14 protein-coding genes are annotated in these 14,919 nt (G+C 74.1%); 8 read left to right on the top strand and 6 right to left on the bottom strand.

Going from position 1 to position 14,919, the window contains the following annotated elements:
- The first annotated feature begins 209 nt into the window (after nucleotides 1–209).
- From CIK06_RS09905 to CIK06_RS09895, 3 genes are all read left to right on the top strand, one after another.
- Entirely contained in the window at nucleotides 210–1,043 is an 834-nt protein-coding gene (locus tag CIK06_RS09905) for an AraC family transcriptional regulator (protein WP_095564581.1), read from the top strand.
- A 115-nt stretch (nucleotides 1,044–1,158) separates the two neighbouring features.
- Nucleotides 1,159–1,338, top strand: coding sequence for a DUF4236 domain-containing protein (locus CIK06_RS09900; RefSeq protein ID WP_095564580.1), 180 nt, complete (start codon nucleotides 1,159–1,161; stop codon nucleotides 1,336–1,338).
- 102 nt (nucleotides 1,339–1,440) lie between these two features.
- Nucleotides 1,441–1,950 carry a potassium channel family protein gene (locus tag CIK06_RS09895; protein WP_095564579.1) on the top strand — a complete coding sequence of 170 codons (510 nt, stop codon included), beginning with the start codon at nucleotides 1,441–1,443 and terminating at the stop codon, nucleotides 1,948–1,950.
- Here the strand turns inward: CIK06_RS09895 and CIK06_RS09890 are convergent.
- Nucleotides 1,919–2,950: a hypothetical protein gene (locus tag CIK06_RS09890; protein WP_095564578.1), complete on the bottom strand. Its 1,032-nt coding sequence runs from the start codon at nucleotides 2,948–2,950 to the stop codon at nucleotides 1,919–1,921. The genes CIK06_RS09895 and CIK06_RS09890 overlap by 32 nt on opposite strands.
- Nucleotides 2,951–3,174: 224 nt before the next feature.
- On the opposite strand from CIK06_RS09890, the gene CIK06_RS32370 reads away from it, so the two are divergent.
- Together CIK06_RS32370 and CIK06_RS09880 are read left to right on the top strand one after the other, a co-directional pair.
- Nucleotides 3,175–4,275, top strand: a complete 1,101-nt coding sequence (locus CIK06_RS32370; RefSeq protein WP_198348172.1) for a tetratricopeptide repeat protein — start codon at nucleotides 3,175–3,177, stop codon at nucleotides 4,273–4,275.
- Nucleotides 4,276–4,909: 634 nt separating this feature from the next.
- A complete protein-coding gene (locus tag CIK06_RS09880) occupies nucleotides 4,910–5,422 on the top strand; it encodes a fibronectin type III domain-containing protein (RefSeq protein WP_095564577.1) in 513 nt (170 codons plus the stop codon).
- Here the strand turns inward: CIK06_RS09880 and CIK06_RS09875 are convergent.
- Together CIK06_RS09875 and CIK06_RS09870 are read right to left on the bottom strand one after the other, a co-directional pair.
- Entirely contained in the window at nucleotides 5,365–6,870 is a 1,506-nt protein-coding gene (locus tag CIK06_RS09875; protein ID WP_095567701.1) for a cell wall metabolism sensor histidine kinase WalK, read from the bottom strand. The two genes, CIK06_RS09880 and CIK06_RS09875, sit on opposite strands and share 58 nt — an antisense overlap.
- A gap of 70 nt (nucleotides 6,871–6,940) precedes the next feature.
- Nucleotides 6,941–7,594, bottom strand: a complete 654-nt coding sequence (locus tag CIK06_RS09870; RefSeq protein ID WP_095564576.1) for a response regulator transcription factor — start codon at nucleotides 7,592–7,594, stop codon at nucleotides 6,941–6,943.
- A 97-nt stretch (nucleotides 7,595–7,691) separates the two neighbouring features.
- Between CIK06_RS09870 and CIK06_RS09865 the strand changes: the two genes are divergently transcribed.
- Together CIK06_RS09865 and CIK06_RS09860 are read left to right on the top strand one after the other, a co-directional pair.
- Nucleotides 7,692–8,882, top strand: coding sequence for a sigma-E factor regulatory protein RseB domain-containing protein (locus CIK06_RS09865; protein ID WP_095564575.1), 1,191 nt, complete (start codon nucleotides 7,692–7,694; stop codon nucleotides 8,880–8,882).
- A gap of 272 nt (nucleotides 8,883–9,154) precedes the next feature.
- Entirely contained in the window at nucleotides 9,155–11,542 is a 2,388-nt protein-coding gene (locus CIK06_RS09860; protein ID WP_232534119.1) for an ATP-binding domain-containing protein, read from the top strand.
- Here CIK06_RS09860 and CIK06_RS09855 read toward each other — a convergent pair.
- Complete coding sequence (locus tag CIK06_RS09855; protein WP_095564574.1) at nucleotides 11,529–11,927, bottom strand: hypothetical protein; 399 nt, start codon at nucleotides 11,925–11,927, stop codon at nucleotides 11,529–11,531. The genes CIK06_RS09860 and CIK06_RS09855 overlap by 14 nt on opposite strands.
- Nucleotides 11,928–12,120: 193 nt before the next feature.
- Between CIK06_RS09855 and CIK06_RS09850 the strand changes: the two genes are divergently transcribed.
- Nucleotides 12,121–12,489, top strand: coding sequence for a hypothetical protein (locus CIK06_RS09850; protein WP_232534118.1), 369 nt, complete (start codon nucleotides 12,121–12,123; stop codon nucleotides 12,487–12,489).
- Between the two features lie 215 nt (nucleotides 12,490–12,704).
- Here CIK06_RS09850 and CIK06_RS09845 read toward each other — a convergent pair whose 3' ends face one another.
- Together CIK06_RS09845 and CIK06_RS09840 are read right to left on the bottom strand one after the other, a co-directional pair.
- Nucleotides 12,705–12,974 (bottom strand): GlsB/YeaQ/YmgE family stress response membrane protein, encoded by a 270-nt coding sequence (locus tag CIK06_RS09845; RefSeq protein ID WP_095564573.1) that lies wholly within the window; start codon nucleotides 12,972–12,974, stop codon nucleotides 12,705–12,707.
- Between the two features lie 220 nt (nucleotides 12,975–13,194).
- Nucleotides 13,195–14,592: a cellulase family glycosylhydrolase gene (locus tag CIK06_RS09840; protein ID WP_095564572.1), complete on the bottom strand. Its 1,398-nt coding sequence runs from the start codon at nucleotides 14,590–14,592 to the stop codon at nucleotides 13,195–13,197.
- Nucleotides 14,593–14,919: the final 327 nt, after the last annotated feature.

Here is a 14,919-nt window from a genome sequence, read left to right as displayed (position 1 = left end):
GGCGGCCTCGACACCCGCACCACCGTACCGGCGGGCCGGCACGGGCGGTCCGCCGGACCCGCGGGTCGATGCGCATAACGTGACGGTCTGGGCGCAGACCATGATCGGGCGTGCATTGCGAGCGCCGGACGGCTACCGTCGGCCCGGTGATCGGTGCAGCTCAGCGCGCTGGTGAAGGTCACGGTGACGAGCCGCGGCCCGCCGTACCGATGATCTCAACAACTACGGTCGGTGATCTTCAGGCGGACGGGCGGTGGCACCGGCCGGTGCTGCTCTCCCGGCACATCCTGCTGCTGGTGACCGCGGGGCACGGCAGCCAGGAGATCGACTTCCACCGGCACCCGTGCCGGCCCGGCACCGCGATCCGGGGCCGGCCCGGGCAACTCGTACGCGGGTTGGGCAGCGCCGGCTTCGACGGGGTGATCGTCTGCTGGGACGACCGGGCGGGCGTCGACGTGGCCGAGGTGGTCGCGGCCCTGGACGAGCGGCCCGGGTCCGACCACTGGCAGCTCACGGGCGAGGACGAGGACGCGGTGATCAGCGAGGTCAGCCAGCTGGTGGTGGACTGCCGGCGGCACCGCGCCGACGGGTTGGCCACCGATCTGCTGCGCCGCCAGCTCGCCGTCCTCCTGCTCCGGCTCGCCGTACTCGTGGAGCAGCGCGCCCCGATGCCCGGGTCGAGCATGCTGACGTACCACCGGCTCTGCCGCGAGCTGGAGCGTTCGTACGGCCGGACCCGGCGGGCCGAGGACTACGCCGACCTGCTGCGCTGCTCGGTGCGGACCCTCACCCGCGCCTGCCTGGCCGCGACCGGCCGCAGCGCCAAGCAGGTCATCGACGCCCGGGTGGCACTGGAGGCGATGCGGCTGCTGACCGCCACCGACGAGCCGGTGGCCGACATCGGCCGCCGGCTGGGCTTTCCGGAGCCGACCAACTTCGGCCGCTTCTTCCACCGCGAGGTCGGACACACCCCCGGGGCGTTCCGCGCGCTGTCGCCCCAGCCGGCGTCCCGGATCTGCCTCGGCGACCCGGATCCGGGGTGACCGTCCGATCGCGAGCGGCGCGCGTCCGGCCTGGACCGACACCGGGTTTGCCGAACAACCGTACGGGGCACAACTGGGCCACCCCGGTCGATGACCCGACGAAAGGAGCGCAGCGATGGGTCTGTTGTTCCGCAAGCGCAAGAAGATTGGCCCGCTGATCTTCAACTTCACCGAGAACGGCTTCTCCTCGTGGAGCATCAAGATCGGACGCTGGTCCTGGAACTCGCGGACGCGTGCACACCGGGTCGACCTGCCCGGTCCGATGTCGTGGCGGCAGGACAAGTCGAAGGCCTGACCGCGTACGCAGGCGGCGCCGGCTCACCGCCGGCGCCGCCTTCTGCTGTCCGGGTCGGCGGAATGCCGGCGGACCCCGGTCGACAAACCGGACAATCGGTGCATGAGGCGACCACGCGGGTACGCGCGCCGGCACCGGCATGCCATCCTGATCTGCCTGCTCATCGTGGTCGCCTACTTCGTGATCCCGGTCGAGCCGGACGTGTCGTCCCTGCGGGTCGTGCTGCGCGCGGTCGGCACCGGGCTCGCGGTGCTGGCGATCGCGCTGCTGGTGGCCCGCCAGGTACGCCAGCAGGCCCGGCAGGGACCCGGCGGGACGTCCGCCGACCTGCTGCGGCTGGCCGTGGCGCTGGTCGGCGGGCTGATGACGTTCGCGCTGGCCGACTACGTGATCCAGTTGAGCGATCCGGACCAGTTCATCGGGCTGCGCACCCGGATCGACGCGCTGTACTTCGCCCTCGCCACGCTGACCACGGTCGGGTACGGCGACGTACACGCGCAGGGGCAGTTCGCCCGGGCCTCGGTCATCATCCAGATGGTGTTCAGCGTCGGGGTGGTGGCGACCGGGGCGTCGCTGCTGATCAAGGGGGCGTCGGAGCGGTCCGGGAGATGACCACGTCCCCGCCGAGCCGGCCCTGCTCCGGGGTCCGACTGACCAGGCCGGCCCCCAACAGCCCGGTGAGCGCGATGGTCACGTCGGCGGACCGGTACACCGTGGCCGTCGTGGCGAACCGGCGCAGCTCGACCACGCTGGCCGGACCGTCGGCCAGCCGGGCCAGCAGTTCCCGGCGCAGCGGTCCGGGGTGCGGCCGCAGCGAGATGTCCAGCAGATGCCCGTCGGGGTCCCGCGGGTCGCGGTAGCGCACCCCGGCATACTCGTCGAGGTCCCAGAGGGCATCCTTGAACGCGTCCAGACCGTGCCCGGACGAGGTGGCGAAGACCACCAACTCGGCCGGCGAACCGTCGTCGGGCACCAATTCCACCTCGGTGACCAGCGGAAAGCCGGCCGCGGCAAGGGTGTCGGCCGGCCGGTCCCGGTCGCGCGCGGCGGCCGGCGTCACGAGCAGCAGTTCCCCGGGCCGGCCGGTGGCCACCGCCCGACAGACCGGCGCGAGCGGCACCGTCGCCGGTGTTGACTCCGGCGCCAACGTGGGGGCCGAAGCCGGTGCCGATGCCGGTGCGCTGCCCGCGGCGGTGACCGGCCGCCGGTCCAGCAGGTCCACATGGGCCAGCAGCGGCGCACCGGCGGCCTGGCTGGCGACGAGCACCGCGGGCAGCGCCGCCGGCCCGCCGGCCACCCGGTGCAGGAACAGGAAGTCGCTCTTCCGCGGGGCCGGCTCCCCGGTCCCCGCCCGGTCGGCCGGCCCGGTCCCCGCCCGATCGGCCGGCCTGTCCGGGGCGAGCACGGCCATCGTCACCTGGCGGCCGCCCAGCCGGTCGGCGAACTCCGCCAACACGTCGAGCGACGCCTCCGGGAGGCCGTCGTCGTCTCCCGCGTACGCCTGCACCAGGGCCAGCCGGCGGCGCGACCGGTGCACGGCGCGGGGCAGCCAGGCGTCCAGGTAACGGACGAGCAGCTCACGCCGCAGGGCGGCGGTGGAGGTACCGGACATGTGTCCGTTCTACCGGTAGCGGTCGCCGGGTGTCACCTCGGCGTCGTCCCAACGACCCGGGTGCCGCCGGCGATCCTCGCCCGACCCTCGGCCACGGCCCCACCGACGGCCCCACCCGACGGCCCGCCGGATCGAGGACGCAGGGGCCGACGCGGCGTGGTCATGACCAAATTGGTCACCGTTCAGCTCTTGTACTGACGGTTGCCAGGCAAGCACGATGGGGCGTGACTCCCGGCTACGGCGAAGTGATCCAGGCAGCGCAGGACCTCGTGGCGGAGGGCGACCTGGCCGGCGCGCAGGAGCTGTTGGACGAGGCGCTCGGCACCGCCGATCCCAGCCCGGCCAACGCTTCGCCGGAGCTGACCGAGGCCGCCGGTCTCCAGGCCCGGATCCTGGTCGCCCTCGGCGAGCCGCACGCCGCCCGGGGCTGGGCCGCCTTCGCGTACGCGGCCACCATGCGGCAGTTCGGCGCGAGCGACCCGCAGACCGTTGCCGCCGCCGCGACGCTGGCCGCGGTGCTGCACCGGGTCGGCAGCGACGCGCGGGCGGCCCGGCTGTACCGGGACGTCATCATCGAACTGACCGCCATGGACGGACCGGAGTCGCTACGCGTCCTCGCGGCACATGCCGACCTGGCCACCGTGGAGTTCGCGCTGGGCCGGTGCGAGCTTGCCCGCAACCGGTTGACCGACGCCTGGGAACTGCACCGCGAGGTCTACGGCGAGGCGCACCCCAGCGGCATCAAGATGCTGGCCCGGCTGGGCGCGATGGAACGCGACTGCGGCCGGTTCACCGAGGCGCACGACCACCTCGCCCGGGCCCGTGAGCTGTGCCGGCGGCACCTGCCCGCCAACGACCCGCTCGCGCAGCAGGTGGCCGCGTTGGCCCGGGCCGCGGCCAACGCCGAACACGTCTGCGCCACGAGCGACCCGGTCGGCGCCGGCTACCCCACCGACACGGCCGACCCCACGGACACCGGCTACCTCGTCGAGCCGGCCCACGCCGACACCGGCTACTCCCACTCCCCCGACGCCGGGTACCTCGCCGGGACCGGCTACCCGACCGACACCGCCCACGCCGCCGGGAACACCGGGAACGCCGGGAACGCCGACAGTCCCTACCCGGACGACGCCGCATACCCGGGCGACGCGTACCCGGGCGACGCGTACCCGGACACCGACACCACGTACCCGGAGGGGCCGGCGCGGAGCCGATGGGCGGCGGGCCGCCGCCGTCGTACGTGCCGCCGCCCCGGCAGCCGGCCCCGGACGACTTCGCGCCGGACGACCACCCGACCGGCAACCATCAGGCCAGCAACCACCTGACCAGCAACCACCTGACCGGCAACCACCCGACCGGCAACCACCCGACCGGCAACCACCCGGCGGCGGACCCTGTTGCGGACCCGCTCACCCGGCAGCACTACCCCTCGCTCAGCGAGGACCCCGACACCCGCTGGTGGCCGCCGGAGGACACCGGACCGGCCGAGACCGCGCAGACGCAGACCACCACGCAGACCACGCGGCCGGAACAGGCGCCGCACGCCGGGCACGCCGCGCAGACCGCGTACGCGGCGCAGCCTCCGCAGACGACACACACCGCGCCGGGCGCACCCACCACCGGGGACAGCCCGACGAGCGGATTCGCGGAGTCCGGGACGTACCAGGATCACCGGTACGAGGGCATCGGGCCGGGGTCGGACGCCCCGACCGACCCGGCGTTCGGCCCGGTCGGCTACCGCAGCCGGGGTGCCGAGGCACCGGCCGTACCGGGCGGGGAGGCCGGAACCGACGGCCCGGCGGCCCCGGACGAGCCCGGCTGGCCCGCGGGCGGGGGTGGTCGGAGGGACCCGGCTGGTACCGGCGGCCCGGTACGGTCAGCGACCCGGCGCAGGCGCGCGCGGCGGCCCGGGCCGGGCTGCGCACGGAGAGCGCGCCCGGGGCGCACCGGCTCCCGGACGTGCGCCGGGCGGAGCGGCTGCCCGCCACCATCCACCGGCCCGCCGAGTCCCGCCGGATGCTGCCGTTCGTGGTGGCCGGGCTGCTGGTCGTGCTGCTCGGGGCGCTCGCCGTCATCGTGGGCTTCGCCCTGGCCGGCGATCCGGCGGCCCCGGGTCCCGAGCCGACCGAGCCGTCGGGGTCGGCGCCGCCGACCGCTGCCAGCAGCGCCGCGGAGACGCCGTCCGCCACGAGCGCGGCCGGAGCGCCGCCCACCGCGGTCCGGCTGCGGGACAACGCGGACAGCGTGACGCTGTCCTGGACCTACCCGGACGGCGCCGAGGGGCCCGTGGTGATCGCGGGTGGGCGCCGGGGCCAGCAGCCGCAGGCGTTCCAGGACCTGCCCGCCGGTACGGAAAGCTTCACCGTGTACGGCCTGAACGCCGGTCTCGACTACTGCTTCACGGTGGGGGTCGTCTACTCGACCGAGTCGGTGGGTCGCTCGACGCAGGTCTGCACGAATCGCAAGCGCTGAGCGTCCGGCTCCGCCGGCGACACCTCCGTCGGCGGCGCGGCGCCGGGTGACACGTCCGCCGGCGGCCCGGCATCGGCCGGCGGCGCGGCGGGCGAGGGCACGGCGGCGGCCGGCGGCGCGGCATCTGCCGGCGGCGCGGCGGCGGGCAGCCGCACCTCGGCCCGCACGCCGGGCTCGGCGTCGCCGAGGGTCACCGTGCCGGCGTGCCGGCGTACCAGGTCGGCCACGATCGCCAGGCCGAGCCCCGCGCCGCCGACGTCCCGCGCCCGCGCGTCGTCCAGCCGAGTGAACCGGCCGAAGACCCGTTCCCGGTCCGCGGCCGGGATGCCGGATCCGTCGTCGGTCACGGTGATCAGTTGGTACGCGCCGTCCGCCCGGACCGCGACCGTGACCCGGTCCCGTGCGTGCCGGACCGCGTTGTCCAGCAGGTTCGCCACGATCCGGCCGAGCACGTCCGGGTCGCCCCGGGTCCACAGCGGCCCGTCGGGCGGTTGCACCCGCACCGGGGGTGCCGGGTAGGGAGCGGCCACGGCCGCGATCAGCGCGCCCAGTTCCACCGCCCGGCCCGGCCCGACCGGGCCGGGCGCCTCGTCGGTGCGGGCGAGCAGCAGCAGGTCGTCGACCAGGCGTCCGAGCCGCAGGTTGTCCGCGAGCAGGTCCTCGGTGAGCGCCGGCCAGTCGGTGCCCGGCCCGAGCCGCTGGGCCACCTCCAACTGGGTTCGCATGTTGGCCAGCGGGCTGCGCAGTTCGTGCGCGGCGTCGGCGATGAACGAGCGCTGCCGCACGCGGGCCGACTCCAACCGGGCCAGCATCCCGTTCAGGGTGACCGCCAGCCGGTGGATCTCGTCCTGCCAGGCGGGCACCGGCAGTTCCCCGGGACGGCCGCTGCGGGTGATCTCCTCGGCGCCGGCCCGCAGCGCCTCCACGGGCCGCAGGGTGGCGCCCACCACCCGCCAGGCGACCACCGCGAGCAACGCCACCAGCAGCGGGAACGCCACCAGGAGGGTGTCCCGGAGCAGTCGTACGCCCTGCACGACGTCGGCCATCGACTTGGCCACCAGCACGGTCCACGGGTCCCCGGCCGGCCCGCCGGTCACCGCCACCACCCGGACCGGGCCGCGCATCCCGAGCCGCTGCCCGGGGATGGTGATCCGGCCCCGGTCGCCGATCCTGGCCCGCTCGTCCGCGTACAGCATCGGGACCAGCCGGTCGGCGTCGATGGAGGCGGCGCGGATCCGCCCGGCCGCGACCACCTGGACCCGGACCTGGCCGCCGGCCACCGGCAGCGGGTCGGGCAGCGCGTCCTGGGTGGCCAGTCGGGCCACCGCGTCGGCGGTCTTGAACGCCTCGTCGTCCACCGTGCGTTGCAGCGCGTAGCCGAGCAGGACGACCAGCAGCAGGCCGCCGACGGCCAGCCCGACGGCCAGGCCGGTCACGCCGAGCGCCATCAGCCGGCCGCGGAGGCCGAACAGCCGCAACCGGACGCCGAGCCGTCGGATCAGGGCGTCGTGGCGCATCTCAGACCAGCCGGTAGCCGGCGCCGCGCACGGTCTGCAGGCGTTCCCGGCCGATCTTGCGGCGCAGGTAGCCGATGTAGACCTCCACCGCGTTGGGCGCCGTGTCCAGGCTGTCGTCCCAGACGTGGTCCAGCAGTTCGGTCTTGGAGACCACCTCGCCGGCCCGCCGCATCAGGTATTCGAGCACCGCGTACTCCCGGGCGGTCAGCTCCACCCCGGCGCCGTCCCGGGTGACCAGCCGGCGGGCCGGGTCCAGGCTGAGGTCGCCGGCGGAGAGCACCACCGGGCGTCGGGGTGCGCCGCGGCGCAGCAGCGCCCGCAGCCGGGCCAGCAGGACCACGTACGAGAAGGGTTTGGTGAGGTAGTCGTCGGCGCCGCAGTCCAGCCCGTCGGCCTGGTCGTACTCGCCGTCCTTGGCCGAGAGCATCAGCACCGGCAGCCAGCACCGCTCCCCGCGCAGCCGCCGGACCACCTCGTAGCCGGAGAGTCCGGGCAGCATCACGTCCAGGATCATCGCGTCGTACCCGCCGTGCCGGGCCAGGTCCAGCCCGGCGGGACCGTCGGCGGCCACGTCCACCGCGAACCCCTCGGCCTGCAGGCCGCGCTGCAGGGCACGGGCCAGCCGGGTCTCGTCCTCCACCACCAGCAGCCGCACGACTGCAAGGGTGCCACCCCGGCTGAGGGATTCCACAGGTGTTCTCAGCACGGTCACAGCGGACTCCAGGCACGATGTGCGACAGGAGGTGCCACAGATGTCCATGTTCAGCAACCGACCGGCCCTGCGTTGGCTGGTTCCGGCTGCCGCCGCGGCGGTGGTCGTGGGCGGCGGTGCCGCGCTCGGCACGTTCGCCGCCTCGGCGCAGCCGGCGCTGCCGCCCCGCACCGCCGCGCAGCTCCTGGTGGACCTGCAGACGGCCCGGTTGGACGGCCTGTCCGGCACGGTTGTCCAGCGTGCCGACCTCGGCCTGCCCAGCCTGCCGGACCTGGGGGCCGGCCAGGGCGAGCTCGACCTGGCGACGCTGGCCAGCGGGACGCACACGCTGCGGGTCTGGTACGCCGGGCCGGAGCGGCAGCGGATCGCGCTGCTCGGTACGCTCGGCGAGACCGACATGATCCACAACGGTTCGGACCTGTGGGTGTGGGCCAGCCAGCGCAACGAGGCGGTGCACCGCACGCTGTCCGAGGCGGAGCGGACCGAGCACCGCGGCCCGGCGTCGCTGGCCAGCGGGGCGCCGGTGACCCCGCAGCAGGCCGCCGAGCGGGCGCTGGCCGCGGTCGACCCGACCACCGAGGTGACCGTCGGCCGGTCGGCGCGGATCGCCGGCCGCGACGCGTACGAACTGGTCCTCGCGCCCCGGGACGCGTCGTCGCTGATCGGCCAGGTGCGGGTGGCGATCGACGCGAAGCAGCACGTGCCGCTGCGGCTGGAGGTCTTCGCCAAGTCCGTCCAGCGCGCCGTGTTCGAGGTCGCGTTCACCCAGGTCGACTTCTCCCGGCCAGACGCGGAGCAGTTCGCCTTCAACCCGCCGCCGGGCACGAAGGTGGTGACCAAGGACGGCGCGCCGGACTCCGCCGGGGCCGGGCCGAAGCTGACCGACCGGCTCGACGCGAAGGGCGGCAGGCCGGCCGACGGCCTGCGTACCGTCGGCGAGGGTTGGACGGCGGTGCTGGTGGCCCGGCCGGACGCCGCCGGCCAGGCGGCCAAGGACGACACGGCCAAGGGCGACGCGGCCGGCGGTGCCGGTCGGGTCGCCGGGGGTGGCGACGGTGCGGCGAAGCTCGATGCCCTGCTGGGCAACCTGCGGAAGGTCGACGGCGACTGGGGCAGCGGCCGGCTGTTCACCAGCCACGTGCTGACCGCGTTGATCACCGACGACGGCCGGGTCCTGGTCGGCGCGGTGACGCCGGACCGGCTGTACGAGGTGGCCCGGACGGACCGTTGAGGTCCGGCGGCGACTGAGGTTCGACGCCGGGACACCGGCGATGGAGGGCGGCACCGACCAGGTGCCGCCCTCCGACGCATGACCTCGGTTCACGGCCGGACGCCCAAGCGCGGTGCCGCGCGGCGTGGCTCGACGATGACGCCGGGTGCGGGGCTGTTCCGCGTCCCGTTGGCCGCCCGGGGGGAAACGCGGTACGCTTCGTCGTTCGCACAAAAAAAGAACGGCACATGAATGGCCGTTCTGCGCGTCAGCCTAACAAATAGGGGGCCAATTTGTCAAGGCAGTCCGGCGGCACCGACATCGATTCCGGCGCCGCTGAGATCGCGCACGAGCAGACGTACGTCTCGGACCTTTACCGCCGCCTCGACGACCTGCGTGACCAGGCGGAACGGCGGCGATCCGGCGCACTGCGCCAGGACGGTGGAACGCAGCAGGAACGGTCGCAGCGGGACAGCACGGTGGCCATGTACACCGATCAGGTGGAACGGTTGAACGCCGTCGAGAACGGATTGTGCTTCGGCCGGCTCGACCCGGTCGACGGGCCACCCCGGTACATCGGCCGGATCGGGCTGTTCGACACCGACGGGGACCACGAACCGTTGCTGGTGGACTGGCGTGCCCCCGCCGCCCGGCCGTTCTACCTGGCGACCGCCGCCGCCCCGGAGGGGATCCGGCGCCGCCGGCACATCCGCAGCCGGTTCCGCACCGTCACCGGCGTCGACGACGAGGTCCTCGACCTGGACGCCGACGGGCAGGCCACCGACCTGACCGGCGAGGCGACCCTGCTGGCCGCGGTCAACGCCAACCGCACCGGCCGGATGGGCGACATCGTGCAGACCATCCAGGCCGAACAGGACCGGGTGATCCGGGCCGACCTGAACGGGGTGCTGGTCGTGCAGGGCGGACCGGGCACCGGGAAGACCGCGGTGGCGCTGCACCGCGCCGCCTACCTGCTGTACACCTACCGGCAGCAGCTCGCCACCCGCGGCGTCCTGATCGTCGGTCCGAACACGACGTTCCTGCGCTACATCTCGCACGTGCTGCCCTCGCTGGCCGAGACCGGCGTGCTGCTGGCCACGGTCGGTGACCTCTTTCCCGGCGTGCGCGCCCGCGCGGCCGAGCCGGACGAGGTGGCCGAGATCAAGGGCCGCGCGGTGCTGGCCGACGTGCTGGCCGCCGCCGTCCGCGACCGGCAGCGGGTGCCCGAGGCCGCGCTGCCCATCCCCGTCGACGAGGACGTCACCCTCGACCTGGAGCCGTCGACCGTGGCGGCGGCCCGGGACCGGGTACGCCGCACCGGGCGGCCGCACAACCTGGGCCGGGAACTGTTCGAGATCGAGATCGTGCACGCCCTCGCGGCGCAGCTCGCCGAGCGGATCGGCACCGACCCGTACGCCGACGACCCGCTCGGTGGCGACGACGCCCCCGGCGATCCGCAGTTGCTCGGCGAGGCGGACCTCGCGGAGCTGCGCCGGGAGCTGGGGGCCAACCCCGCGGTACGGGCGGCGCTGGACGAGCTGTGGCCGGTGCTCACCCCGCAGCGGCTGGTGGCCGACCTGCTGGGTTCGGCCGAGCGGCTGGCCACGGCGGCGCCGCAGCTGTCCGCCGCGGAGCGCGAACTGCTGCTGCGGCCCGCGCTCCCCGGGCCGACGGCACCGTCCGGGACGCCGCCGGCCGGGACCGCCGACGACGGGACGGCGGCGGACTGGACGCCGGCCGACGTGCCGCTGCTGGACGAGGCGGCCGAGCTGCTGGGCGAGGACGACCGGGCGCGGCGGGCGGCGCAGGAGCGCGCCCGCCGGCGCCGGATCGAGTACGCCGAGGGCGCGCTGGAGATCGTCAAGGGCTCCGAGTCGTTCGAGTTCGAGGACGTGGAGAGCGAGATCCTGGCCGCCACCGACCTCATCGGCGCGGATCTGCTGGCCGAGCGGCACACCGGTGCCGAGTGGCTGAGCACCGCGCAGCGGGCCGCCGCGGACCGGCAGTGGGCGTTCGGGCACGTCATCGTCGACGAGGCGCAGGAACTGTCGGCGATGGCCTGGCGGCTGCTGATGCGCCGCTGCCCGAGCCGCTCGATGACGCTGGTGGGTGACGTCGCCCAGACCGGGGCGCTCGCCGGCGCCTCGTCCTGGCGGTCGGTGCTGGAGCCGTACGTGGCGGACCGCTGGCGGCCGGCCGAGCTGACCGTGAGCTACCGGACCCCGAGCGAGGTCATGGCGCTGGCGGCCAAGGTGCTCGCCGACATCGACCCCACGCTGGAGCCGCCCCGCGCGGTCCGGGACGCCGGGGTGCAGCCGTGGGAACTGCTCGTGCCCGACCCGGCCGAGCTGCCCGACCGGCTGGTCGAGCGGGTACGCGCCGAGGTCGAGGCGGTCGGCGAGGGCCGGTTGGGCGTCATCGTCCCGGCCCACGACCTGGACCGGCTGGCCGCCGCCGTGGCCGCGGCCGTACCCGATGTGTCGGTCGGTGCCGATCCGGACCTGGACCGCCGGGTGGTGCTGGTCACCGTCGCCCAGGCCAAGGGCCTGGAGTTCGACTCGGTGCTGGTGGCCGACCCGGACGGCCTGGTCGCCGAGTCCGCGCGGGGCAGCAACGACCTGTACGTCGCGCTCACCCGCACGACCCGGCGCCTGGGCGTGCTGCGGCTCAGCGCTCGGTGAAGTAACCGGTCTCGCTGGCCGGGCCGGCGGCGTCGCTTGTCGACGCGCCGTGCGGGCGGTCCACGCCGCCGGTGGTGGCGTCGCCCGTGGTGGTCGGGGCGACGTCGCCGCCGCTTCGCCGGGGCCGCCGGTGCACGCTGGCCGGGCCGGCGACGCCACCGGTGGTGGTCACCATCCCCGGTGTGTCGGCGGGTCCGCCGTCACGCAGCACGTCCGGGTCGATCCGTCCGTCCGCGGGGTCCTCGATGTCGCGTTCCCGGACCACCCGCCGCTCGTCGGTGGCCGGCACGGTCACCTCGCGGGCCGCGTCGGGGCCGTAGTCTGCCGGGTCCAGCCGCTCGCCGGCCGGTTCCGGTGGTTGCGCCGCGTCGTACCGCACGTTCATCACCTCGCTCGCCAGTCGACAACCCCGGTTGCGTGCCCGTGGCCGGGTGGGATAAACGCCAACCGGCCGGCGATATCCGTTTGCTCGCCGGCCGCCCGGGAAACCCACGCAAGCCCTGACGGTGACCGCGGGTGCGGGCACGGCCGGGGTTGTTGGAAGAAGGTGCAGCCTCATCGAATCCGAGGAGGAAAAGATGAGCACGCAGACGCAGATGAACAGGGCCACCGCTCAGCAGCCGGACACCCGCCGGATGGCGGACGCCGACACCCGGCAGATGCCGGACATGGCGACGGCGCGGCCGATGCCTGACGGCGCTCGGTCGCCGGCACCGGGCACCGAGACCAAGCCCGCGGTGCTGTCGACGGAGTTCTGGGTCTACCTGGCCGCGGTCGGCGGTGTGCTGCTCGCCTCGTGGTGGGTCGGCTCCAGCGGTAACGGCCCTGGGGTGGACATCTTCCAGGCCAACCAGGCCTGGTGGCTGATCACCCTGCTGACCATCGCCTACCTGGGTAGCCGGGGTCTGGCGAAGCTGGGCAGCAACTGGCGTCACCGGGGACGGTGACGTCCGCCGGATGACCCTGCCGGGAGCCGCCCGGCGCCGCTGAGCGCCGTCGGTCCACCCGGGAGCCATCCGGCAACGAGATCACGACCGCGGCCTCCGGAGCGCATGCTCCGGAGGCCGCACCCATTTCCGGTACGCCCCGACGGGGGCCCGGACCCGGAGCCGGACCGGCGGATCGGACCGGCGGGTCGGACCGGCGGGTCAGACCCGGCGGGTCAGACCCGGCGCCGGCCGTACGTGCCGGCGACGATGGCGACGCCGATGGCGGCGAAGATGACCTGGAGGAAGAACTCGATCCAGTCGAACCCTGCGGTGTCCTTCACGCCGAACGCGCCGGCCACGATCGTGCCGAGCAGCGCGGCCACGATACCGATGACGATGGTGAGCCAGATCGGAAGGTTCTGCTTGCCCGGTACGACGAGTCGGCCCAGCGCACCGATGATCAGACCGACGACGATCGCAACGAGGATGCCGGTGACGGTCACAGTCAGCTCCTTGGGGTGAGAAATCTGCTCCCGTTCGGCGGAACGAGGCAGCCCCGAAGGTGCCCAGCGCCGTCGGCGGCCAAACCCGATCGATCGGTTGCCCGCGCGCGGAGGTCCCCGCCGCCATGCCGTCCCGAACCGGTGATCGTGGATTTCCGGCGCCCACCCGGGGCACCGGAAATCCACGATCGACACGGTGGGACCGCGCGCGGCGGCCGGATCAGCTCGCCGTGCAGCTCGCCGTCGGGGAGACGCCGGTGCCGCTGGCGGTGAAGCCGAGCGAGGTGCTCGCACCCGCGCCGAGGCTGCCGTTGTACGCCGCGTTGCGGGCGGTCACCGTGGATCCGCTGACGGTGACCGTGGCGTTCCAGGAGTTGGTGATCTGCTGGCCGCCGGGCCAGGTCCAGGTGACGGTCCAGCCGGTGATCGCCGAACTGCCGGCGGTCACCTTGACGTCACCCTGGAATCCGCCGGGCCACTGGTTGGTCAGCGTGTAGGTGGCGGTGCAGGTGCGACCCGCCGGCGGCGTGGTCGGCGGGGCGGTCGTCGGCGGAGCCGTGGTCGGCGGGGTGGTCGTGGGCGGGGTGGTGGTCGGCGGGGTGGTGGTCGGCGGAGTCGTCGTCGGCGGGGTGCTGGAGTAGACGCTCGCGACCTTGGCGGTCTGCTTGATGCCGTTGGCGCCGTTGAAGATCCGCTCACCCCAGCTGGTCAGCTGGTTCTTGTTGAAGTTGGTGGCCATGTCCAGGTACTCCACGCCGCCGCTGTTGCCGCTCCACGACCAGCCGAGGTAGCCGATGCCGTTGGCCTGGCTGTAGGACATGATCGTGTCCTCGTCCGGGTTGCCGTCGGAGTGGTCGAAGCCGAACTCCCCCACCGCGATCGGCAGGCCGGCGGTGCGGAACCGACCCAGGTAGTCGGTGACCTCCGCGGCGGTGTCGAAGACGCCGTACATGTGGATCGAGAAGAGGGTGTTCTTGTTCGGGTCGGCGTTCCACACGGTGGAGGCGTTGTCCCGCATGGTGAAGGTCCAGTCCTGACCCCAGTTGGGCGCGTCGACCATGATCGTGTGGTTGAACCCGTTGCTGCGCAGCCGCTTGACGGCGTTGGCCGTGTCCGTCGCCCAGGTGCTGTAGCCCTGGTTGCCGTACGGCTCGTTGCCGATGTTGATGATGGTGTACGCCTCCTGGCCGGTGAGCACGCTCTTGAGGGTGAGCCAGTAGTCCACCGCGCGGTCCAGGGTGATCGCGGCGCCTTCCTCGCCGTAGCCGGTGGTGTCGTGCACCTCCAGCACGCAGATCAGCCGGTTGGCCTTGCACAGCGAGATGACGTTCGCGACGTCGCTCGGGCTGTTCTGCGTCCACCGGTCGCCGCTGCTCAGCACGACCCGCACGGTGTTGGCGCCCAGCGACGCGATGTCGGCGAACGAGCCGGTCTGTTGGGGATACCAGGTGTGCGCGTGGTTCACTCCGCGCATCACGAAGGCGTTGCCGTTGGCGTCCATCAGCTTGCCGCCGCTGATGTAGAAGCCGGCGGCGGCCTGCGCGGGTTGGACGATGACGAATACCGCCGCGAACAGGGCGAGCAGCCCCGCCGCGAGGGCGGACAGGCGGGTTCTCATGGGCCTTACCTCGTTGACCGGGCGTCCCGGCAGCGGGACGCGGGGAGGGCCGCGCCCGGACGGACGCGGAAGGGGTCGCGCCAGCCGGCGGCGCGGGGAGCGCCGGCGCTGACGCCCGGGGTCCGCGCGCCAGCGGTGGGGACGCGCGTCGCCGCCGCGCACCCGTGGGGGCGCGGCGTTTCGGGAGCTGTAGCCCGGACAGCGCCCGCCGGCTCGATGCGTACCGGTCTCTGCCCTTAACCGGTTAAGCGCCGCCGACTGTACCGGCCGGAGCCGCAGACAGTCAAGGCCATCACTATCTGCGACCCGCTCGCCGGCCACCGGTTC

Source organism: Plantactinospora sp. KBS50 (assembly GCF_002285795.1).
GTDB lineage: Bacteria > Actinomycetota > Actinomycetes > Mycobacteriales > Micromonosporaceae > KBS50.
The sequence above is the reverse complement of the archived record's forward strand: the minus strand, read 5'-3'. Positions and strand labels throughout refer to the sequence as shown.

Bases quoted from the DNA above. Each gene is read 5' to 3' on its own strand.
- CIK06_RS09905 (WP_095564581.1), top strand. From the start codon at position 210: ATGATCTCAACAACTACGGTCGGTGATCTTCAGGCGGACGGGCGGTGG.
- CIK06_RS09900 (WP_095564580.1), top strand. From the start codon at position 1,159: ATGGGTCTGTTGTTCCGCAAGCGCAAGAAGATTGGCCCGCTGATCTTC.
- CIK06_RS09895 (WP_095564579.1), top strand. From the start codon at position 1,441: ATGAGGCGACCACGCGGGTACGCGCGCCGGCACCGGCATGCCATCCTG.
- CIK06_RS09890 (WP_095564578.1), bottom strand. From the start codon at position 2,950: ATGTCCGGTACCTCCACCGCCGCCCTGCGGCGTGAGCTGCTCGTCCGT.
- CIK06_RS09875 (WP_095567701.1), bottom strand. From the start codon at position 6,870: ATGGCGCTCGGCGTGACCGGCCTGGCCGTCGGGCTGGCCGTCGGCGGC.
- CIK06_RS09865 (WP_095564575.1), top strand. From the start codon at position 7,692: ATGTCCATGTTCAGCAACCGACCGGCCCTGCGTTGGCTGGTTCCGGCT.
- CIK06_RS09855 (WP_095564574.1), bottom strand. From the start codon at position 11,927: ATGAACGTGCGGTACGACGCGGCGCAACCACCGGAACCGGCCGGCGAG.
- CIK06_RS09850 (WP_232534118.1), top strand. From the start codon at position 12,121: ATGAGCACGCAGACGCAGATGAACAGGGCCACCGCTCAGCAGCCGGAC.
- CIK06_RS09840 (WP_095564572.1), bottom strand. From the start codon at position 14,592: ATGAGAACCCGCCTGTCCGCCCTCGCGGCGGGGCTGCTCGCCCTGTTC.